The sequence below is a fragment of the Mycolicibacter sinensis genome, from assembly GCF_001667375.1.
GTDB lineage: Bacteria > Actinomycetota > Actinomycetes > Mycobacteriales > Mycobacteriaceae > Mycobacterium > Mycobacterium sinense_A.
In genome coordinates, this window is the sequence record NZ_LZIN01000075.1 from 112,098 (window position 1) to 133,224 (window position 21,127).

At 68.7% G+C, this 21,127-nt stretch carries 17 protein-coding genes; 9 read left to right on the plus strand and 8 right to left on the minus strand.

Features of this window, described 5'->3' with window-relative positions:
- Both radA and A5771_RS15485 read right to left on the minus strand, forming a co-directional pair.
- On the minus strand, positions 1–1,416 hold the full coding sequence (radA, locus tag A5771_RS15480; protein ID WP_064856075.1) for a DNA repair protein RadA: 1,416 nt from the start codon (positions 1,414–1,416) through the stop codon (positions 1–3).
- A gap of 51 nt (positions 1,417–1,467) precedes the next feature.
- A complete protein-coding gene (locus A5771_RS15485) occupies positions 1,468–2,004 on the minus strand; it encodes a hypothetical protein (RefSeq protein ID WP_064856076.1) in 537 nt (178 codons plus the stop codon).
- A 259-nt stretch (positions 2,005–2,263) separates the two neighbouring features.
- Here A5771_RS15485 and carD point away from each other — a divergent pair, with 259 nt between their 5' ends.
- From carD to ispF, 3 genes are read left to right on the plus strand one after another with little or no spacing between them, the layout of a single operon-like run.
- Positions 2,264–2,752 (plus strand): RNA polymerase-binding transcription factor CarD, encoded by a 489-nt coding sequence (gene carD, locus A5771_RS15490; RefSeq protein ID WP_046316144.1) that lies wholly within the window; start codon positions 2,264–2,266, stop codon positions 2,750–2,752.
- Between the two features lie 16 nt (positions 2,753–2,768).
- A complete protein-coding gene (ispD, locus tag A5771_RS15495) occupies positions 2,769–3,434 on the plus strand; it encodes a 2-C-methyl-D-erythritol 4-phosphate cytidylyltransferase (protein WP_064856077.1) in 666 nt (221 codons plus the stop codon).
- Complete coding sequence (gene ispF / locus A5771_RS15500) at positions 3,431–3,907, plus strand: 2-C-methyl-D-erythritol 2,4-cyclodiphosphate synthase (protein WP_064856078.1); 477 nt, start codon at positions 3,431–3,433, stop codon at positions 3,905–3,907. The genes ispD and ispF overlap by 4 nt, the downstream gene beginning before the upstream one ends.
- Positions 3,908–3,922: 15 nt before the next feature.
- On the opposite strand, the gene A5771_RS15505 is transcribed toward ispF, so the two are convergent.
- Positions 3,923–4,783 carry a hypothetical protein gene (locus A5771_RS15505; protein ID WP_131808923.1) on the minus strand — a complete coding sequence of 287 codons (861 nt, stop codon included), beginning with the start codon at positions 4,781–4,783 and terminating at the stop codon, positions 3,923–3,925.
- A gap of 148 nt (positions 4,784–4,931) precedes the next feature.
- On the opposite strand from A5771_RS15505, the gene cysS reads away from it, so the two are divergent.
- From cysS to A5771_RS15520, 3 genes are all read left to right on the plus strand, one after another.
- On the plus strand, positions 4,932–6,341 hold the full coding sequence (cysS, locus tag A5771_RS15510) for a cysteine--tRNA ligase (RefSeq protein ID WP_064856080.1): 1,410 nt from the start codon (positions 4,932–4,934) through the stop codon (positions 6,339–6,341).
- Complete coding sequence (rlmB, locus tag A5771_RS15515) at positions 6,342–7,283, plus strand: 23S rRNA (guanosine(2251)-2'-O)-methyltransferase RlmB (RefSeq protein WP_064856081.1); 942 nt, start codon at positions 6,342–6,344, stop codon at positions 7,281–7,283.
- 65 nt (positions 7,284–7,348) lie between these two features.
- Positions 7,349–8,245 (plus strand): glycerophosphodiester phosphodiesterase family protein, encoded by an 897-nt coding sequence (locus A5771_RS15520; protein WP_064856230.1) that lies wholly within the window; start codon positions 7,349–7,351, stop codon positions 8,243–8,245.
- An 18-nt stretch (positions 8,246–8,263) separates the two neighbouring features.
- Here A5771_RS15520 and A5771_RS15525 read toward each other — a convergent pair whose 3' ends face one another.
- The 3 genes from A5771_RS15525 to kstR are packed head-to-tail and all read right to left on the minus strand — an operon-like array spanning position 8,264 to position 11,110.
- Positions 8,264–9,508, minus strand: a complete 1,245-nt coding sequence (locus tag A5771_RS15525) for an SLC13 family permease (protein ID WP_109401170.1) — start codon at positions 9,506–9,508, stop codon at positions 8,264–8,266.
- Positions 9,505–10,425 carry an MBL fold metallo-hydrolase gene (locus A5771_RS15530; RefSeq protein ID WP_064856082.1) on the minus strand — a complete coding sequence of 307 codons (921 nt, stop codon included), beginning with the start codon at positions 10,423–10,425 and terminating at the stop codon, positions 9,505–9,507. The genes A5771_RS15525 and A5771_RS15530 overlap by 4 nt, the downstream gene beginning before the upstream one ends.
- Before the next feature lie 13 nt (positions 10,426–10,438).
- The gene (kstR, locus tag A5771_RS15535) at positions 10,439–11,110 is read right to left on the minus strand and encodes a cholesterol catabolism transcriptional regulator KstR (RefSeq protein WP_064856083.1); all 672 of its coding nucleotides are present in this window, start codon (positions 11,108–11,110) and stop codon (positions 10,439–10,441) included.
- Positions 11,111–11,327: 217 nt separating this feature from the next.
- Between kstR and A5771_RS15540 the strand changes: the two genes are divergently transcribed.
- From A5771_RS15540 to glgB, 3 genes are read left to right on the plus strand one after another with little or no spacing between them, the layout of a single operon-like run.
- Positions 11,328–13,439 carry an acyl-CoA dehydrogenase gene (locus A5771_RS15540; protein WP_064856084.1) on the plus strand — a complete coding sequence of 704 codons (2,112 nt, stop codon included), beginning with the start codon at positions 11,328–11,330 and terminating at the stop codon, positions 13,437–13,439.
- 57 nt (positions 13,440–13,496) lie between these two features.
- Positions 13,497–15,668 carry an alpha-1,4-glucan--maltose-1-phosphate maltosyltransferase gene (locus tag A5771_RS15545; RefSeq protein ID WP_064856085.1) on the plus strand — a complete coding sequence of 724 codons (2,172 nt, stop codon included), beginning with the start codon at positions 13,497–13,499 and terminating at the stop codon, positions 15,666–15,668.
- A gap of 7 nt (positions 15,669–15,675) precedes the next feature.
- Positions 15,676–17,910, plus strand: a complete 2,235-nt coding sequence (gene glgB / locus A5771_RS15550) for a 1,4-alpha-glucan branching protein GlgB (protein WP_064856086.1) — start codon at positions 15,676–15,678, stop codon at positions 17,908–17,910.
- 53 nt (positions 17,911–17,963) lie between these two features.
- Here the strand turns inward: glgB and A5771_RS15555 are convergent, their stop codons facing one another.
- Positions 17,964–19,316: a maltokinase N-terminal cap-like domain-containing protein gene (locus A5771_RS15555; protein ID WP_064856087.1), complete on the minus strand. Its 1,353-nt coding sequence runs from the start codon at positions 19,314–19,316 to the stop codon at positions 17,964–17,966.
- A complete protein-coding gene (gene treS / locus A5771_RS15560; RefSeq protein WP_064856088.1) occupies positions 19,313–21,112 on the minus strand; it encodes a maltose alpha-D-glucosyltransferase in 1,800 nt (599 codons plus the stop codon). The genes A5771_RS15555 and treS overlap by 4 nt, the downstream gene beginning before the upstream one ends.
- Positions 21,113–21,127: the final 15 nt, after the last annotated feature.

The following is a 21,127-nucleotide window of genomic DNA, read 5'->3' on the forward strand; positions in this document are numbered from 1 at the left end:
CTAATTCGGGTCCAGCAGCCGTAACGGCGCCGGCCTGGTGGGGCGATGACCGGCGATATCGACCAGACTGCGCAGCGCCGCAACAATATTGGGTGCCGCCACCGTGCGCAGGCCGCCCACGGTGGCCGGGGCGCCCGGCGGTGTCAGCGCGGCGGTGAACCCGAGCCGGGCGGCCTCGGCCAGCCGGCGGTCCATGCCGCTGACCGGGCGCAGGTCGCCGGCCAGCCCTACCTCGCCGAGCACCACGGTGGTCGCCGGCAACGGCAGACCGGAATAGGCCGACGCCAACGCGATGGCCACGGCCAGATCCGTCGACGGATCGGTCAACCGCATGCCGCCCACGGTGGACAGGTAGATGTCGGCGGCCGCGATCGGCAGCTGCGCGTGCTTGCCGAGCACCGCGGTGATCATCGCGGCCCGGGCGTGGTCGATGCCGCTGACCGCCCGGCGCGGCGACCCGCCCACCGGGTCTGCCAGCAGTGCCTGCACCTCGCCGATCAACGGACGTTTGCCGTCCAGCGCGACGGTGATCGCGGTGCCGGGCACCGGTTCGCTGCGCTGTTCCAGGAACAGCCCCGACGGGTCGGCGATGCCCTCGATTCCGTTGTCGCGCAGCAGGAAACAGCCCACTTCGTCGGTGGCGCCGAAGCGGTTCTTCACGGCCCGCACCATCCGCAGCACCGAGTTACGGTCGCCGTCGAAGTGCAGCACGACGTCGACGAGGTGTTCCAGTGAACGCGGGCCGGCGATCGCCCCGTCTTTGGTCACATGGCCGACCAGGATCAGCGCCACGTCGCCACCCTTGGCGGCTGCGGTCAGAGCGGCCGTGACCGCCCGCACCTGGGTAACCCCGCCGGCCACCCCGTCGGTGTCGGCCGCGGAGATCGTCTGCACCGAGTCCACCACCACCAGCGTGGGCCGAACGGCCTCGATGTGGCCCAGCACGGTCTGCAGGTCGGATTCGGCGGCCAGGTAGATCTCGTCGTGGCTGCACCCGGTGCGTTCGGCCCGCAGCCGGATCTGCCCGCCGGACTCCTCGCCGGAGACGTACAGTGCCCGCCGCCCCGCCAGCGCCCACCGGTGGGCCACCTCGAGCAGCAGCGTGGACTTGCCGACGCCGGGATCTCCGGCCAGCAGGGTCACCGAGCCGGGAACCACCCCACCGCCCAGCACTCGGTCGAGCTCGGCCACGCCGGTCTGCTGCGGGTGTGCGCGGCCGGGCGCGATGGAGCTGATCGGAACCGCGGGCCGAGCCGGCGCCGCCGGCTGCAGTCCGGGCGACGGTGCGGCCGCCTGGGCCACCGGGTCGATGCCGCCCCAACTACCGCACTCCGGGCAGCGCCCCAGCCATTTCGCGCAGGTGTGCCCGCACTCCGCACAGCGATACAGCGATCGAGCCCTGGAGGTTTTAGCCACCCGCTGACGGTATCCGGTGGGTCTGACAGTGAGCGGGGGCTACGCCCGGAGTCAGGGGTGCAACAGGGTGCCGGCCGAGATCGGCACGGCCACCCGGATCGGGCCCGCCTTCTTGAAGTCGAAGGTGAAGTCGTAGGTCAGCCCGTTGGAGATCGCCTTGTCCAGCGTCACCGCGGCCGCCGCCGTGCTGGCGTTGGTTACCTCGGGCAGCGCCTTGGACGCCGGTGCGGTCGGCTGGTCCGGGCCGGCCGGGGCGCTGACGATCAGGACACCGCCGGCGGGAACCGACTTGGCGCCGATCACCGACACCTTGCCGACCGAGCTGTTGATCCCGGTGAGCTCATCGCCGGTGTCGGTCGACCGGTTGCTGGCGACGAACACCAGGTCCACGGTCTGGCCGGCTTCCAGCGCGTCGCCGGCCTGCACCGCCTGGATCCGCACATCCCGCAGCGCCAGCTCGCCCACGGTGGCCGAGGCGCCGTTGACCGCGGACGCCTGGTCGGCGCTTTGGGAGATCTGGCCGGTACCGCACCCGGCGAGCGCCGCGGCGACGGCCAACGCGGTAACGACCCTGTTGAACCGGTTCACTTGAGGCCTCCTGCTCGGCGCTGCGGTTTGTGACTATGCACTGTAGTAGCACGCTGATAGCGGCGGTAGTTCAGGGTTCGGGCTCGCCTTTAAAGCGTGATCGACCGCCCCGAACGGGCCCATGGTGGCCCACGTCATGCACGGTTTATCCTTGCTGTCAAGCCCTCGCCCGGGCCTGCGATGCCCCTGACCTGCACCGTTGATCGTCCGGCGTCTGAGCGACGTGTTAGGATGGGGTAGCGAAAGGGGCTCAAATCAGATGATCTTTAAGGTCGGAGACACCGTCGTATACCCACACCACGGTGCAGCGTTAATCGAGGCGATTGAAACCCGGACCATCAAAGGCGAGCAGAAGGACTATCTGGTCCTCAAGGTGGCGCAGGGCGACCTCACAGTTCGAGTTCCCGCAGAAAATGCCGAATATGTCGGCGTGCGTGACGTAGTGGGTCAGGAAGGTCTGGACAAGGTCTTCCAGGTGCTGCGCGCCCCACACACCGAGGAACCGACCAACTGGTCTCGCCGATACAAGGCCAACCTGGAAAAGCTTGCCTCCGGCGACGTGCACAAGGTAGCTGAAGTCGTTCGTGACCTCTGGCGCCGCGACCAGGAGCGCGGCCTGTCCGCCGGCGAGAAGCGGATGTTGGCCAAGGCCCGTCAGATTCTGGTCGGTGAGCTGGCATTGGCCGAGAACACCGACGACGCCAAGGCGGAGATCATCCTCGACGAGGTGCTCGCCGCGGCGTCCTGAACCGCCGGGGTTTTCGGTGGCAAGCACAGTAGCCGTGGTTCCGGCTGCGGGTTCTGGTGTGCGGCTGGGCGCTGGCGTCCCCAAAGCGTTCTTTCTGCTTGGCGGGCAGACGCTGGTCGAGCGTGCCGTGGCGGGCCTGCGGGAGTCCGGCGTCATCGACCAGGTGGTCGTCGCGGTCCCACCGGATCGCACCGATGAGGCCAAACTGATCCTCGGCGGGGCGGCCAGCGTTGTCGCCGGCGGGGCGAGCCGCGTCGACTCGGTCCGGCTCGCGCTGGAGAGCGCCGGAGAACCCGATTTCGTTTTGGTCCACGACGCCGCACGTCCGTTGACCCCGCCGGACCTGGTGGTCCGGGTGGTCGCGGCGTTGCGCGCCGGGCACCGCGCGGTGGTGCCCGCCCTGCCGGTCTCTGACACCATCAAGGCGGTCGACGCCAACGGGATGGTGCTGGGTACGCCGGAGCGAGACGGGCTGCGAGCGGTCCAGACACCGCAGGGGTTCGCCGCCGAACTGCTGTTGCGCGCCTATCAGCAGGCCGGGGCCGGTACACAGTTCACCGACGACGCCTCGATGGTCGAGCACATCGGCGGCCAGGTCCAGATCGTGGAGGGCGACCCGCTGGCCTTCAAGATCACCACCAAACTGGACGCGCTGCTCGCCGAGGCGGTGGTGCGCCGGTGAGCGTGCTGCCCCGCGTCGGATTGGGCACCGATGTGCATCCGATCGAGCCGGGGCGGCCCTGCTGGCTGCTGGGGTTGCTGTTCCCCGACGCCGACGGTTGCGCCGGCCACTCCGATGGCGATGTCGCCGTACACGCGCTGTGTGACGCGCTGTTGTCGGCGGCAGGGTTGGGGGACCTCGGCGCGGTTTTCGGCGTCGACGATCCACGCTGGGCACAAGTAACCGGTGCTGTGATGCTCGGCCAGGTATGCAGTCTGCTCGGCGAGGCCGGCTTCACGGTCGGCAATGCCGCGGTGCAGGTTATCGGGAACCGGCCGAAGGTCGGACCGCGCCGCGCCGAGGCGCAGCAGCTGCTGTCCGATCTGCTGGATGCACCGGTGTCGGTGTCAGCGACGACCACCGACGGGCTGGGGCTGACCGGCCGGGGCGAGGGCCTGGCCGCAGTCGCTACCGCGCTGGTGGTGCCGGGGTAACTCGCCGGGCGGGGGTCAGCAGGCGCCGAAGATGAGGCCGACTACACCACAGGCGACCTCGGTACCGACGCCCACGCCGGTGCTGGCGAGGTCGCCGCTGGTGTCCGCGGCGATACCCGGCAGTTCGCCAGCGATGTTGGTGGTCGCATCGATGGCGGCCTGGCCAGCGGCATCGGCGACAGAACTGCCGGCTGCCTCGGCAACTCCGTTGGCGGCGTCGGCACCGACACCGCCGAGGGCGTCCGAAAGGAGGTTGGGGTCCAGCGCCGGGGTGAAGTCGAGGTTAGACAGGTCGGCGGCAACCGGGGATGCCGCACCCAAAACGTCGGTCGCCGCGGCCGAACCGGCGAGGTCCGAGGCCGCAGCCGAAGCGGCGGTAGCGGCGTCCACGCCGGTAGACGGAGCGGCACCGAGACTGCCCAGGCCCGACATCAGCAACGGTGCACCCAACATCGGCACGTACATCGCCATCATCGGGGCCATCATCGCCATCGAGCTGCCGATGGAGGCACCCATGTTGTTCATTCCGCCCGCAGCAGGAGCGGCCGCCATACCGTCGTCGGCCGGGTGCGCCGCCTCGTCTTCCGGCCGCACCGTGCCGTCGTGGGCCGGGTTCCCCGCAGCGTTGCCGGCCGGATTTGCCGCGGGCGAGTGTGCCGCGTTGTCGCCGATTGGACCGAGCGTCCCGGCATCGGCGGGGCCGGCCGCGCCATGATCGGTCGGCTGTACCGCGCCGGCCAGGTTTGCGCCGGGCGCCGACTGCGTCGACACCTGCCCGCTCTGATCGTTTGGTTCATCGGCATATGCCATCCCTGCCGATGCGATTGTGGCCGCAGCCAAGAACGCTCCGGAGGCCGCCGCCAGAAGTCTGCTCACTGCCGCAATATATGCCACCGGTGACCGCCTGTCCACACATGTGGCAAGTGGTGCCCGTTCCTGGTAATTGCCTGATAGGAAGGGGTTCGGCGATCGCGGGCAGCGGGCGCGACGGTGGCGCCCTTCCGGCCCGGTAAGCTGGCCCGTCGTGACCGATCGCCCTGGCCTACGGCTGCACGACACGGCAACCGGCGCCGTTCGTGACTTCGTTCCGCTGCGGCCCGGTCACGCGTCGATCTATCTGTGCGGTGCAACGGTGCAGGCCCCGCCGCACATCGGCCACGTCCGCAGTGGTGTCGCGTTCGATGTGCTGCGCCGATGGCTGACCGCGCGCGGCTATGACGTCGCCTTCGTGCGCAACGTGACCGACATCGACGACAAGATCCTCAACAAGGCCGCGGCGGCGGGCCGTCCCTGGTGGGAGTGGGCCGCCACCTACGAGCGGGAATTCACCGCCGCCTATGAGGCGCTGGGCGTGTTGCCGCCCTCGGCCGAGCCGCGCGCCACCGGCCACATCACCCAGATGGTCGAGCTGATCGAGCGGTTGATCGCCTCCGGCCACGCCTACGCCGGCGGCGGAGACGTCTACTTCGACGTACTCAGTTACCCCGATTACGGCCAGTTGTCCGGCCACAAGATCGACGACGTGCACCAGGGCGAGGGCCTGGCCACCGGAAAACGCGACCCGCGAGACTTCACGCTCTGGAAGGGCGCCAAGCCCGGCGAACCCAGCTGGCCGACGCCGTGGGGGCCCGGCCGCCCGGGCTGGCATCTGGAGTGTTCGGCGATGGCCCGGTCCTACCTCGGCCCTGAGTTCGACATTCACTGCGGCGGAATGGATCTCATCTTCCCGCACCACGAGAACGAGATCGCCCAGAGCCGGGCCGCCGGTGACGGGTTCGCCAACTACTGGCTGCACAACGGCTGGGTCACCCTCGGCGGCGAGAAGATGAGCAAGTCGCTGGGCAACGTGCTGTCGATGTCGGCGGTGCTGCAACGGGTCCGGCCTGCCGAACTGCGCTATTACCTGGGCAGCGCGCACTACCGCTCCATGCTGGAGTTCTCCGAGGCGGCCCTGCGCGACGCCGTCAACGCCTATGTCGGCATCGAGGATTTCCTGCACCGGGTGCGCAGTCGGGTGGGCGCAGTGCTTCCCGGCTGCTGGACGGACCGGTTTGCCGCCGCACTCGACGACGACCTGTCGGTGCCGATCGCGCTGGCCGAAGTGCACCGCACCCGTGCGGAGGGCAACCGCGCGTTGGACGCCGGTGACCATGAGGGTGCGCTGGCGGCTGCCGGCGCGATCCGGGCGATGATGGGCGTGCTCGGCTGTGACCCGCTCGACGAACGCTGGGAGTCGCGCGACGAGACCTCGGCGGCGCTGGCGGCGGTCGACGTGCTGGTGCGCGCCGAGCTGCAACGCCGGGAAACCGCTCGCGCCGAGCGGGATTGGCAGCTGGCCGACGAGATCCGCGGCAGGCTCAAGGATGCCGGCATCGACGTCACCGATACCGGCGACGGCCCGCAGTGGTCGCTGTTGCTGGACGGGGCGGGCTAGATGGCGGGCAATTCCAAGCGCAAGGGCGCGGTGCGCAAACCCGGGACCAAGAAGGGTCCCACCGTCGGCTCCGGCGGTCAGCGCCGCCGCGGGCTCGAGGGCCGCGGCGCCACCCCGCCCGCCCACCAGCGGGAGTACCACCCGGCCGCCAAAGCCGCCAAGCGCGCCGCCAAGCAGCGGGCCTACCGGACCGCCAAGCGCAGCGACGAGAGCGAGACCGTGCTGGGCCGCAACCCGGTGCTGGAATGCCTGCGGGCCGGTATCCCGGCCACCGCGCTGTATGTGGCGCTCGGCGCCGAAGCCGACGAGCGGTTGACCGAATCAGTCACCCGGGCAGCCGATTCCGGATTGCCGATCCTGGAGGTCCCCCGCTCGGACCTGGACAAGATGACCACCAACGGTCTGCATCAGGGCATCGCCTTGCAGGTTCCGCCGTACCAGTACGCCCATCCCGACGACCTGCTCGCCGCCGCGCGCCAAGACGTCGCGCCCGCGCTGCTGGTCGCGTTGGACAACATCTCCGATCCGCGCAACCTCGGCGCCATCGTGCGCTCGGTGGCGGCATTCGGCGGGCACGGCGTGGTCATCCCGCAGCGTCGCTCGGCGTCGGTCACCGCGGTGGCCTGGCGAACCAGTGCCGGTGCTGCAGCGCGGGTCCCGGTCGCGCGCGCGTCCAACCTGAACCAGACCCTGAAGGCGTGGGCCGATCGCGGCCTGCAGGTGGTCGGACTGGATGCCGGCGGCGACACCGTGGTCGACGACTTAGACGGCGCCGGCCCGATGGTGCTGGTCGTCGGCTCCGAGGGCAAGGGCCTGTCCCGGCTGGTCCGGCAGAACTGCGATGCCATCGTGTCGATTCCGATGGCCGGGCCCACCGAGTCGCTGAACGCGTCGGTGGCCGCCGGGGTGGTGCTGGCCGAAATCGCCCGCCAGCGGCGGTGATCCGCCGCGCCGCGGAACGTTCGCGCCGCCAGCAGACAGCGAATCGCATCAATCTGGACAACTGGGTGCGACTCTGCGTCTGCTCGGCGCTATTTGCCGCACCGGCGATCCCGGCCGCGCCGTTTGCCGCCGGGCAACCGCCGAGTTTCGATCTGCAGGCGCATCGTGGTGGGCGAGGCGAGACCACCGAGGGATCGCTGCACGGCTTCGCCAAGGCGATCGAAACAGGGGTCAGCACACTGGAATTGGATATCGTCTTGACCCGGGATGCGCAACCGTTGGTCTGGCACGATCCGGTGATCGAGCCGTCCAAGTGCGCCGATACCGGCCCGGCCGTTGCCGGCGACCCGCAGTACCCGTATGTGGGCAAGCGGGTGGCTGAGCTCACCGTGGCACAGGTTTACACGCTGGACTGCGGTCAGCCGCTGCCGGAGTTCCCCGAGGCGGAAGTGCCGCCCGGCAACGTGATCGCGACGCTGCCGGAGGTGTTCGCGCTGGCCGACTCGTATCACGCAGATGTGCGCTACAATATCGAGACCAAAGTCGACGCAGAAGATCCGCAGCAGATCGTCGAGGTGACCCTGGCGGCGGTGCGGGCCGCCGGCAAGCTGGACGCCGTGGAGATACAGAGCTTCGACTGGCGCACCCTGCCGTTGGTGCGCGCCGTCGAGCCGGCCATTCCCCTTGTCGCACTGTGGGAAAGCGGGCCGGACCCGATCGCCGGTGCGGCCGCAGCCGGCGCCGACACCGTCTCTCCGCACTACTCGGTGGTGGATCGGGCATTTGTCGACCGAGCGCACCGCGCCGGACTCAAGGTCATTCCGTGGACGGTCAACGACGCCACTGCGATGCGCGAGCAGATCGCCGCCGGCGTGGACGGACTCATCACCGACTATCCGCAGCGCGCCCGCACCGTGATGGCCGAGCTGGGGATGCCGCTGCCGCCGGCGTATCACCGCTGATCCGGTGGCGGTGACCCGCTAAACGCCCAGCAGCCGGGCGCCGGCCCACAGCGCCAGTACCGCCGCCAGCAGGGTCGGCGGCACTGTGCACAATCCCAGCCGGGTGTACTCGCCGACACCGGCCGGAACGCCATAGCGGCGCAGCACCCGGCGCCACAACAGGTTCGACAGCGAGCCGGCGTAGGTCAGGTTGGGTCCGATGTTGACCCCGATCAGCACAGCCAGCACCGCCACCGGGCCGGCCGGCGCCACCAGCGGCGCCAGCACCAGCGTCGCCGGCAGATTGTTGACCACGTTGGCCAGCACCGCGGCCACCGCCGCGATACCCAGCAGCGCCGTCAGCCCCGTACCCGTCGGCAGCACCGCGCTCATCCGGTCGCCCAGCCCGTTGTCGACGACCGCGCGCACCACCACCCCCAGTGCCAGCACGAACACCAGAAAACCGACGTTGGCGGCCCGCAGGATGCCGGCCGGAGTGCTGCGCCGCAGCGCCAGACCGCGTACGGCCAGCACGGTGGCGCCAGCGACCGCCGCCCATGCCGGAGCGACACCGAACGTCTCTGCGAGCACGAAGCCGGCCAGCGTGAGGGCCACCACCGCCAGCGCGAACACCGGCACCGGCGGAGGAGGGCCGGCCTGCAGGTGCTCCGGGGTCGCGCGCAGGTCGACGCGGAAGAACCACCGAAAGATCAGGTAGACCACTGCCGTCGCGGCCAGCCACGGCGCCGCCATCAGCGCGGTGAACCTCGCGAAGGACAGGCCGGCCGCCTGGAGCGCCAGCAGGTTGGTCAGGTTGGACACCGGCAGCAGCAGTGATGCAGTGTTGGCCAGATGCGCGGTCGCGTAGGCGTGCGGGCGCAGCGGTGCCCGACGGCGGCGGGCCATCATCAGCACCACCGGGGTCAGCAGCACCACCGTCGCATCCAGGCTCAATACCGCGGTCAGGCAGGCCGCGATGACGAAGACCCGGCGCAGCAGATGCTGCGGCGGCCCGACATCGGCCCGAGCCATCGCCGCGCCGGCGGCCTCGAACAGGCCTTCGTCGTCGCAGAGCTGCGCCAGCACCAGCACCGCACCCAGGAACGCGACGACACGCAGCAGGGTGGCGGCCTCGGCGGCAGCGTCGTGCACCGAGATAGCTCCAGTGGCGACCAGGACGGCAGCGGCCGGAACCGCCGCGAACACCTCCGGCCAGCCCCGCGGCCGGGCGACCGCGAAGCCCAGCACCACGGCGAGCATTACCAGCGCAAGAGCCGGCTTCAGGTCCACGGGTCTTCGCGCCGCCACACCGTCGGCAAGTGCAGGCCCACTCCGTCGGTGTCGGCGAGCTCGCTGAAGATCCGCATCGTCACATTCAGGTCGTCGACGGCATACGGCAAGGCGCGCAATGGTTTCGACAACGGGCGGAAGAAATCGTCCCAATGGGTCAACACGACGGTCTTCGCGCCGATGGCGCGCACCGTCTCCGACCAGTAGTCGGTCAGGTATTGCCGCGGTTGCACACCCAGCTGGCCCACACCCAGATAGGCGACGTCGGCGCGATGCCCGTCCAGCGCACCCGGGACGAACCCGGCGCTGCCGACGATCAGCAGCCCCCGCCCCGAGGGCCGGTGGGTCACCAGCGCCGACCATGCCTCGCCACACCTGTAGGCCGATGCCTTGACCGGCGGAACCACCGCGGTGGTGATGACACCGGGGAAGCGGTCCGGCGGGCAGTGCCGCGATTCGAGAAGAGTGACGTCGTAGGCGCCCAGCGTGATGGGTGTCCCGGGTACGGCGACGATCAAGTGGTCGCCCGAAAGCCCTTGGCCGCGGCCGATATTGGCCGCCGATTCACCGCCCGCCAGTGCCGCGCCGGTGCGTTCGGCTACCGCCGCGCAGTCCAGCGCGTGATCAATATGGGTGTGCAGCGGGATCACCGCGGCCAGCTCGCGCGCGCCGGCCCGGGCCAGGCAGCCGTCGATGCGAGCGGCCGACGGCGCAACCTTGCGCAGCGCCACCCGCGTCAGACTTGGGCGCGAGAAGTAGCCGTCGGTCATCAGCGCCGACGACCCGTCGTCGATCAGCATGCTGGTCACGCCGAGCCACGTCACCGACAACGGCGCGTCCGGCGCCGCGGCCGGGACGGTGAACCGGTGCGCATACCCGCCGAGGTCGGGGCGGCCGGGCTTGAGGCGCATCGGGGGAGTCGGGTCAGACCTTGGGGCGGTCGTCGTCGCCGATCAGCAGCCGGACCGCCAGGTCCAGCCGCGTGCTGAAGTCGGTGGCCGACGCTCGCCGGGTCAGCCAGGCGAGCAGGTTGGACAACCACACATCCGAGATCACCCGGGAGATGTGGTACTGCTCCTCGGTCGGCTCGCCGTCGCTCATCGCCCCGGCGAACATCGAGTCGATCAGCTTCTGGACGTGGTCGACCTCACCGGCCGCCGAAGCGTCGGCGAAGACGTAGGCCCGGGTCATGGCCTCGGTCAGCAGCGGGTTGCGCTGCATGGCGCGGTTGAGCTTGTTGACCACCAGGTTGAGTCGCTGGTGCCGGGTCATTTCGGCGTAGGTGGCCGGATCGGTCTTGGTCTCGACGCGGGCGATCTCGCGGCCCATCGCCGAGACCAGCAGGTGTACCTTCGACGGGAAATACCGGTACAAGGTGCCCACGGCCACGTCGGCCCGGTCGGCCACCGCACGCATCTGCACCGCGTCGTAGCCGCCTTTGGAGGCGATCGCCAGCGTCGCATCCAGGATGCGCTTGCGGCGTTCCCGCTGCGCCTCGGAGCCGAGGTCGGACTCGGTCAGCACAGCCACGCTGGTGACCTCGCGCGGCTGGGTCCGCGATCCGCGAGCCGGATTGCTGTCGGCTGGTGACGACATGTGGGGGGCAGCTCCTTCAGTCGGCCTACTCGCCAGTAACGATACGCATCACGTAGCTGAATCTCGCGCTCCCAACCCCGACGGGACGCGATGTGTCCTGCCACAACGGTTCGACTTGACGCTCGGACGCTGGCACTATTAGAACACGTTCTAGTGAGCGAGGTGGACTTCCGCACTCGCCGAAGTTCAACACCGAGACCACCCGGAGGAGCCCAGCGTGTCCGTGACCATCAACGACGAACAGCTCGCCGCTCGTGAGCTGGTCCGCGACTGGGCCGCCGCAGTAGGCACCGCCGAGGCGATCCGTGCGGTCGAACTGGGCCAAACCGATGCCTGGCGGCCGGTTTTCGCCCGCCTGGTCGACCTGGGCCTGTTCGGGGTGGCCGTATCCGAGGAGTGCGGCGGCGCCGGCGGGCGGCTCGAAGACCTGTGCGCGATGGTCGACGAGGCCGCCAAGGCACTGGTTCCCGGTCCGGTCGCGACCACGGCGCTGGCCACTTTGGTGGTCACCGAGCCGCAGCTGACCGAGGCCCTCGCGAACGGTGAACGTGTCGCCGGGGTCGCGATCGACGCCGATCTGCAGCTCGACGCCGCGACGTCGCAGGTGTCCGGCACCGCCGAGCGGGTGCTGGGCGCGACCGCCGACGGGCTGCTGGTGCTGCCGGCCGGTGAGGACTGGATTCTGGTGGACGCCCGCGCGGACGGGGTGACCGTCGAGCCGCTCGCCGCCACCGATTTCTCCCGGCCGCTGGCGAAGGTGACGTTGACCGCCGCGCCCGCGGTCGTGCTCGAGGCCGGTAGCCGGGTGCAGAGCCTGGTGGTCACGGTGCTCTCCGCCGAGGCCGCCGGCGTCGCCCGCTGGGCCCTGGACACCGCCGTCGAGTACGCGAAGGTTCGCGAGCAGTTCGGCAAGCCGATCGGCAGCTTCCAAGCCGTCAAACACCTGTGCGCGGAGATGCTGTGCCGGGCCGACCAGGCTGCGGTGGCGGCCGCCGATGTGGCTCGCGCCGCATCCGACCCCGATGAGCAGCAGTTCGCGATCGCGGCCGCGGTAGCCGCCGCCATCTGCATCGACGCCGCCAAGGCCAACGCCAAGGATTGCATCCAGGTGCTCGGCGGCATCGGTATCACCTGGGAGCACGACGCGCACCTGTACCTGCGCCGGGCCTACGGCATCGGTCAGGCGCTGGGCGGATCGGAGCGCTGGCTGCGCCGCACCGCCGCGCTGACCCGGGCCGGGGTGCGGCGCCGGCTGGAGGTCGACCTCGGTGAGACCGCCGACGTCCGGCCCGAGATCGCCGCCGAGGCGGCCCGGATCGCCGCGCTGCCCGACGAGCAGCGCCAGGCCGCGTTGGCCTCCTCGGGCCTGCTGGCACCGCACTGGCCGGCGCCGTACGGGCGGGCGGCCGGTCCCGCCGAGCAGCTGGTGATCGACCAGGAACTCGCCGCGGCGGGTGTCGCACGCCCGGACCTGGTGGTGGGCTGGTGGGCGGCGCCGACCATTCTCGAGCACGGCACGCCTGAGCAGATCGAGCGTTTCATCCCGCCCACCCTGACCGGCGAGGTGTTCTGGTGCCAGCTGTTCTCCGAGCCCGGCGCCGGTTCGGACCTGGCGGCGCTGCGCACCAAGGCGGTCAAGGTCGACGGCGGCTGGCGGCTGACCGGGCAGAAGGTGTGGACCTCACGGGCGCACGATTCGCAGTGGGGTGTCTGTCTGGCCAGAACGGATGCCGACGCGCCCAAACATAAAGGCATCACCTACTTCCTGGTCGACATGGCCGCCGAGGGCATCGACATCCGGCCGCTGCGGGAGATCACCGGCGAGGCCCTGTTCAACGAGGTGTTCCTCGACGACGTCTTCGTCGCGGACGAGCTGGTGGTCGGCGGCGTCAACGATGGCTGGCGACTGGCCCGCACCACGCTGGCCAACGAGCGGGTCGCGATCGCCGGTGGCACCGCGTTGGGCAACCCGATGGAAGAACTGCTGAAAACCCTGGCCGATCGGGAACCCGACACTGCCACCGCCGACCGGTTGGCCCGGCTGATCATCGCCGCACAGGCGGGCGCACTGCTGGATCAACGCATTGCCCAGCTCGCCGTCGGCGGCCAGGACCCCGGCTCGGAGTCCTCGGTGCGCAAGCTGATCGGGGTGCGCTATCGCCAAGACCTGGCCGAGTACCGGATGGATCTGACCGAAGGGGCCGGCGCCGTGGCCGGACGTGAGGTGCATGACTTCCTCAACACCCGCTGCCTGTCTATAGCCGGTGGCACCGAGCAGATCCTGCTGACTCTGGCCGCTGAGCGGCTGCTGGGGCTGCCGCGCGGGTAGCTTCCGCTCGGCGCGGGTACCCACTGTCGGAATCGCAGCCGACGAACGGAGTAGTGGGTGCCGGGCCGAATCGAGGTCGATGGCGTTACGCCGAGTGTGTCCTGTGGCAGGCAGCCCGCCAAGGCGGTGGTCGGAGAGGTAGTGCCGGTCGCCGCCAGCGTCTGGCGCGAGGGACACGAGGTGGTCGCGGCGACACTGGTGGTGCGCTACCTCGGGCCCGGTTACCCGCGACCGACCGGCTCATCCGGCGGTCCCAGTCTCGCCTCTCCTTCGTCGAGGCTCGCTGAACCGCCGGGTTCAAGCGGCGGTCCCAGTCTCGCCTCTCCTTCGTCGAGGCTCGCTGAACCGCCGGGCACGCAGGCCGACGAGCAGAAGGGCGTTGCCGCGTCTTCTCGGGGCAAGCCGTTGCTGCTGCCGATGAGCGCCGGTGCGCAGCCGTACGTCTTTCATGGCCAGTTCGTCCCGGACCAGGTCGGGTTGTGGGCGTTCCGGGTCGACGGCTGGACCGATTCCATCGGCACCTGGCGTGATGCGGTGGTCGCGAAACTGGACGTGGGTCAGGGCGAGGCCGAGCTGTCCAACGATCTGCTGATCGGCGCCGAGCTGTTCGACCGTGCCGCCGCCGGGGTGCCGCGCAGGCAGCGGGAGCCCCTGCGGGCCGCTGCTGCCGCATTGCGCGAGCCGGGAGACCCGGTGACCCGGACGGCGCCGGCGTTGTCGGATCAGGTGTCCGAACTGCTCAGCTGCTACCCACTGCGGGACCACTGCACTCGGGGACAGCAGTATCAAGTGTGGGTGGATCGGCCGCTGGCCCGGTTCAGCGCCTGGTACGAGATGTTTCCGCGGTCCACCGGCGGATGGGATTCCGCGGGCGAGCCGGTGCACGGCACGCTGGCCACCGCGTCGTCGGAGCTACCGCGCATCGCCGAGATGGGATTCGACGTGGTGTATCTGCCGCCGATCCACCCGATCGGGAAGGTGCACCGCAAGGGCCGGAACAACAGCGCTGTGGCCGAACCGGGTGACGTCGGGTCGCCGTGGGCGATCGGCAGCGACGAGGGCGGCCACGACGCGGTGCATCCCGACCTGGGGACGCTGGAGGATTTCGACCGTTTCGTCGCCCGCGCCGGCGAGCTCGGTTTGGAGGTCGCCCTGGATCTGGCGTTGCAGTGCGCGCCCGATCACCCCTGGGCACGTGAGCACCGGCAGTGGTTCACCGAGCTACCGGACGGCACGATCGCCTACGCGGAGAACCCGCCGAAGAAATACCAGGACATCTATCCGTTGAACTTCGACAACGATCCCGCCGGGTTGTCTGCCGAGGTACTTCGCGTGGTGCAGCACTGGATCGACCACGGCGTCAAGGTGTTTCGGGTCGATAACCCGCACACCAAACCGCCGGGCTTCTGGGCCTGGCTGATCGCGCAGATCAAATCCGCCGATCCCGATGTGTTGTTCTTGTCCGAGGCGTTCACTCCGCCGGTACGCCAGTTCGGCCTGGCCAAGCTCGGCTTCACCCAGTCCTACACCTACTTCACCTGGCGCACCTCGAAGTCCGAGCTGGTGGAGTTCGGCGAAGAGATCGCCGAGATCGCCGACTTCCGCCGCCCGAATCTGTTCGTCAACACGCCGGACATCCTGCATGCCAGCCTGCAGCATCACGGCCCCGGCATGTTCGCGATCCGGGCGGTGCTGGCCGCCACGATGGGCCCCTCATGGGGAATGTATTCCGGCTACGAGTTGTTCGAGCACCAGGCACTGCACGAAGGCAGCGAAGAATACCTGCACTCGGAGAAGTACGAACTGCGTCCGCGCGACTTCGCCACCGCGGTGCGAGAGGGCAGGTCGTTGGAGCCGTTCATCGCACGCCTCAACGCCATTCGCCGGCGCCACCCCGCTCTGGCGCAACTGCGCACCCTGCATTTTCATCACGTCGACAACGACGCGCTGCTGGCCTACAGCAAGTTCGACCCGGTCAGCGGAGACACGGTGCTGGTGGTGGTGACGTTGAACGCGTTTTCGGTTGAGGAGGCGACGTTGTCGCTGGACATGGCGGCGCTGGGGATGGAGCCTTACGAACGGTTCTGGGTACGCGACGAGATCAGCGGGGAGGAATACCAGTGGGGGCAGGACAATTACGTCCGACTCGAGCCGAGCCGAGCGGTCGCCCATATCGTCAATATGCCCGTGATCAACACCGACGCGCGGGCACGGTTACATCGGAGGTGAGAACCCGATGACCCGCAGCAAACCCACGCCCAGGCCGGGACTGGCGGTGGCGCCCGAGGACGTCGACCGCTTGGTGTCCGGCGCGCACCATGATCCGCACGCGATCCTCGGCGCCCACGACGACGGCGAACGCACCGTGATCCGGACGCTGCGGCCGGGCGCGGCCGCTGCCGCGGTGCTGGTGGGCGGCGACCGGGTGCCGATGCAACACCTGGGCAACGGGCTGTTCGCCGCGACATTGCCGTTCGCCGACCTGATCGACTATCGGCTGCAGTTCGACTACCCGGACGCAGCGGAGCCCCAGATCGTCGCCGACGGCTATCGTTTCCTGCCGACGCTGGGTGAGATCGACCTGCACCTGTTCGCCGAAGGCCGGCACGAACGGCTGTGGGAGGTGCTCGGCGCCCATCCCCGCACGTTCACCACGCCGGACGGAACGGTCACCGGGGTGTCGTTCGCGGTGTGGGCACCTAACGCCAAGGGAGTCGCTCTGATCAGTGACGTCACCGGCTGGGACGGTATCGGTGCGCCGATGCGAGTGTTGGGCTCTTCCGGTGTGTGGGAACTGTTCTGGCCCGGCTTCCCGGTCGGCGGCCTATACAAGTTCCGGGTTCACGGCGCCGACGACGTCGTCACCGAGCGGGCCGACCCGATGGCGTTCGCCGCCGAAACGCCCCCGCAGACCGCCTCCCGGGTCACGACCAGCCGTTATACCTGGAGCGACGACGAGTGGATGAGCCGGCGCGCCACCGGAAATCCGGCATTCGAAGCGATGAGCGTCTACGAAGTACACCTCGGGTCCTGGCGTCCCGGCCTGAGCTATCGACAGCTCGCCACTGAGCTTACGGATTACGTTGTGCAACAGGGCTTTACCCATATCGAACTGCTTCCGGTCGCTGAGCATCCGTTCGGCGGATCATGGGGCTACCAGGTCACCTCCTACTACGCCCCGACTGCCCGGTTCGGCACGCCGGACGAATTCCGCGCGCTGGTCGACGCGCTGCATCGCGCCGGTATCGGCGTCATCGTGGACTGGGTACCGGCGCACTTCCCGAAAGACGCCTGGGCGCTGGGCCGGTTCGACGGCACCCCGCTGTACGAGCATGCCGATCCGCATCGGGGTGAGCAACTCGACTGGGGCACCTACGTGTTCGACTTCGGCCGCCCGGAGGTCCGCAACTTCCTGGTCGCCAACGCGCTGTATTGGCTGAGCGAGTTCCACATCGACGGGCTACGCGTCGATGCGGTGGCGTCGATGCTCTATCTGGACTACTCGCGGCCAGAGGGCGGCTGGACGCCCAACGTCTACGGCGGCCGGGAGAATCTGGAAGCGGTGCAGTTCCTGCAGGAGATGAACGCGACGGCGCACAAGTCGGCGCCCGGCATCGCGACCATTGCCGAGGAATCAACCTCGTGGCCGGGGGTGTCAAGACCGACCGCCCTTGGCGGGCTGGGTTTTTCGATGAAATGGAACATGGGCTGGATGCACGACACGCTCGCCTATCTCGGCCACGACCCGGTGCACCGCTCCTTCCATCACCACGAGATGACCTTTTCGATGCTCTACGCCTACAGCGAGAACTTCGTGCTGCCCATCAGCCACGACGAAGTGGTACACGGCAAGGGCACGCTGTGGAGCCGCATGCCCGGCGACGATCACGCCAAGGCCGCCGGGGTCCGCAGTCTGCTGGCCTACCAGTGGGCCCACCCCGGCAAGCAGCTGCTGTTCATGGGCCAGGAGTTCGGCCAGCGCGCCGAATGGTCCGAGGAGCGCGGATTGGACTGGTTCCAACTCGACCCAGAACGGGAGGCAGCCGGATTCTCGGCCGGAATCCTCCGCCTGACACGCGATCTCAACGCCATCTACCGCGAACGCCCCGCACTGTGGAGCCAAGACATCAGCCCGGCCGGCTATTCCTGGATCGATGCTAACGACTCCGCCAACAACGTGCTGAGCTTCCTGCGTTACGGGGCGGACGACTCGGTGGTGGCCGCGGTGTTCAACTTCTCCGGGGTGGCGCACACCGGCTACCACCTCGGCCTGCCATTCGTCGGCCGGTGGCGCGAGCTACTCAACACCGATGCCGTCGACTACTGCGGCGGCGGTGCCGGCAACCTCGGTGGGGTGGACGCCGTCGACGAGCCCCGCCACGGTCGGCCGGCCTCCGCGGTGCTGGTGCTCCCCCCGCTGTCGGCGCTGTGGCTGGAGCCCGAAGCGGGAGGGGAGATCACGCCGGGCTGATCACGCCGGGCTGATGGCGTGACCCGCTTCGCCCGGCTCCGCCGCGCTCGCGATCACGCCGCGGTGAACCGGGTCAGCGCCCGCAGCGGAATCGGCAGCCAGGCCGGCCGGTGCCGGGCTTCATAGCCGGCCTCATAGACCGCCTTGTCGATTTCGTAGGCGGCCAATAGCGCCACCGACTCACGCGGGTCGGCGCCCGATTCTGCGGCATAGCCGTCGCAGAAGGCGCTCTGACAGCGGTCCAGCCATTCCCGGGCGCGGGTGGCCAGTTGCCGGTCCTGTCCATCACGGGACAGGTCGGCCAACTTGCCGTACGCGGCGTACTCGTAGGACCGCAGCACACCTGCGACATCCCGCAGTGGCGAATCGGGCCGGCGGCGCTCCGACAGCGGTGCGCCCGGTTCACCTTCGAAATCGATCAGCAGCCAACCGTTCGGAGTACGCAGCACCTGCCCCAGATGCAGGTCGCCGTGGACTCGTTGGACCGTGATCTTCTCTCCGGTCAGCTCGCCGAAGCGCTGTTGGATGGCAGCGACGTGCGGACGGATCTCCGGCACGGTCGCCGCTGTCGCCGACAACCGTGACAGCAGCGCCTGCGCCGGAAAGTCCGCTTCCGAGGTTCCCAAGCTCTCGGCAAGCGTGCGGTGCACCGACGCGACCGCCTCACCGAGCCGGTAGGACTCGCCGGCGAAGTCGCCACCTACTTCGTAGGCGTACAGATCGGCTTCGGCGAACAGATCGCGCACGCTGGCGGTAGCCATCGCCCACCCCTCGGCCGAGTTCACCGCGTATTCGCTGACCATGCCCAACGCGCAGGGCTCGGAATCGCCGGGCAACTCGATCTGGTAAGAGCCCAGCAACCGCGGCACGTGGGGGTTGGCGGCCTGACCGAGCGCAGCGTTCAACTCGATGTCGGGATTGATGCCCTCCTTCAGCCGGCGGAACACCTTGAGGACCGCCTCCTCCTCGACGATCACGCTGGTGTTGCTCTGCTCGGCTTCCGATACCCGAGCGCCCGCCCCGGCCGGCAGCGCCACCCCGGCCTCCGGTGTGAACGTGACGTCGCCACGCTGAGCAGATGAATCGATCAGCGCCAACAAGGTCCGGGTGGCCGCAGCGTCATACAGCGCGTCATAGGCGGTGCGCCCACGATCGGTTCCGATCATCGCGATCTGCGCGTACTCCGGAGGCAGCTCGACATCCCAGCTGACGATCACCTGGTAGCGCTCGGGGGCGCCTTCGGTGTAGGCGACGTCGATTAACACCAGATCCAGTCCGTCTTCCAGCGTCACCGTCAGGACGGGGTCCGCGCCGGCCAGCTCTCGGTTACGCCCCGCGTACCAGCGTCGGGTCGCCAGCCACTCCGCCCACGGCAGGTCCGCTGGTTCGCCGCTGCCACCAGTCATGACATGTCCTCCTTCGGCTCGCACGGCTCGCATAGTTGAAACCAGTAGAAGCCGTATCCGGGCAGGGTGAGTAGATACGGGAGTTTTCCGATCCGGGGAAACTCCACGGATCCGGTCAGTTCCACCGGCGTGTGGCCGTCCCAGTGCTGCAGATTCAGCTCGATCGGCTGGGGAAACCGCGACAGGTTGTTGACGCACAGAACTGTAGCCCCGTCATCGCCGGCGAGCTCCCGCACGTACGCCAGCACCGAGGGGTTGGATCCGCCCAATTCGCGGAACTCGCCGAGCGCGAATGCGTCGTACCGGCGCCGAACGGCGAGCATGGTGCGGGTCCAGTTGAGCAACGACGTCGATGTGTCGCGTTGTGATTCGACGTTGACCGACTGATGGCCGTAGACCGCGTCTTGAATGGGAGGCAGGTAGAGGCGGCCGGGGTTCGCGGTGGAGAAACCGGCGTTGCGGTCGGGTGTCCACTGCATCGGGGTGCGCACCGCGTCGCGATCACCCAGCCAGATGATGTCGCCCATACCGATCTCGTCACCGTAGTAGAGGATGGGCGAACCGGGTAACGACAGCAACAGTGCGGTGAACAACTCGATCTGGTTGCGGTCCTTGTCCAGCAGCGGGGCCAGCCGGCGCCGGATCCCCACATTCGCCTTCATACGCGGATCTTTCGCGTACTCGGCGTACATGTAATCGCGCTCGTCGTCGGTGACCATCTCCAGGGTCAGCTCGTCGTGGTTGCGCAAAAAGATGCCCCACTGCGCCAGGTGGGGGATCGGCGGCGTCTGCGCCATGATCTCCGAGATGGGGAAGCGCGACTCGCGGCGTACCGCCATGAAAATGCGTGGCATCAAGGGGAAATGGAATGCCATGTGGCACTCGTCGCCGCCGGTCGCGGGATCACCGAAATACTCGACCACGTCGCTCGGCCATTGGTTGGCCTCGGCCAGCAGCACCCTGCCCGGGAACTCGTCGTCGACCACCTTGCGGCAGCGTTTGAGGAAATCGTGTGTCTCAGGCAGGTTTTCGCAGTTGGTTCCTTCTCGCTCGAACAGGTAGGGCACCGCATCCAGCCGAAAACCGTCGATGCCGAGGTTCAACCAGAACCGAAGCACGTCGAGCATCGCGTCCTGGACCGCCGGATTGTCATAGTTCAAATCGGGCTGGTGGGAGAAGAACCGATGCCAATAGAACTGCTTGCGCACCGCGTCGAACGTCCAGTTGGACTCCTCGGTGTCGACGAAGATGATCCGGGCGTCGGCGTAGCGCTCGCTGGTGTCGCTCCACACGTAGTAGTCGCCGTAGGGACCGTCGGGGTCGTGACGCGACTGCTGAAACCACGGATGGCTGTCCGAGGTGTGGTTCATCACCAGATCGGTGATGATCCGGATGCCGCGCCGGTGGGCGGCGTCGATCAGTTCGACGAAATCATCGACCGTGCCGAACTCGGGCAATACCTTGTAGAAGTCCCGGATGTCATAGCCGCCGTCGCGCAGCGGCGAATCGTAGAACGGTGGCAGCCACAGGCAATCGACTCCGAGCCACTGCAGGTAGTCCAGGCGCTCGGTCAGGCCGCGCAGGTCACCGACGCCGTCCCCGTTGGAGTCGTAGAACGCCCGGACCAGCACCTCGTAGAACACCGCACGCTTGAACCAGACGGGATCGGCCGGCGGGGCCACGGCATCGCCGAAGTCGTCGGCGGTGGGATGTTCGACTACGCCGTCTTCGACGTGGCTACCGGCTGTGGGGTCTGGGAGGTCTTGACCAAACTCGTCGTCAACGTCGGCGGTCATGTTTCGACATGTACC

What these genes read in the sequence shown, in the direction of transcription:
- A5771_RS15555 (WP_064856087.1), bottom strand. Translation starts at nt 19,316, where the DNA reads ATGACTGGTGGCAGCGGCGAACCAGCGGACCTGCCGTGGGCGGAGTGG.
- treS (WP_064856088.1), bottom strand. Translation starts at nt 21,112, where the DNA reads ATGACCGCCGACGTTGACGACGAGTTTGGTCAAGACCTCCCAGACCCC.
- glgB (WP_064856086.1), top strand. Translation starts at nt 15,676, where the DNA reads ATGACCCGCAGCAAACCCACGCCCAGGCCGGGACTGGCGGTGGCGCCC.
- carD (WP_046316144.1), top strand. Translation starts at nt 2,264, where the DNA reads ATGATCTTTAAGGTCGGAGACACCGTCGTATACCCACACCACGGTGCA.
- A5771_RS15530 (WP_064856082.1), bottom strand. Translation starts at nt 10,425, where the DNA reads ATGCGCCTCAAGCCCGGCCGCCCCGACCTCGGCGGGTATGCGCACCGG.
- rlmB (WP_064856081.1), top strand. Translation starts at nt 6,342, where the DNA reads ATGGCGGGCAATTCCAAGCGCAAGGGCGCGGTGCGCAAACCCGGGACC.
- kstR (WP_064856083.1), bottom strand. Translation starts at nt 11,110, where the DNA reads ATGTCGTCACCAGCCGACAGCAATCCGGCTCGCGGATCGCGGACCCAG.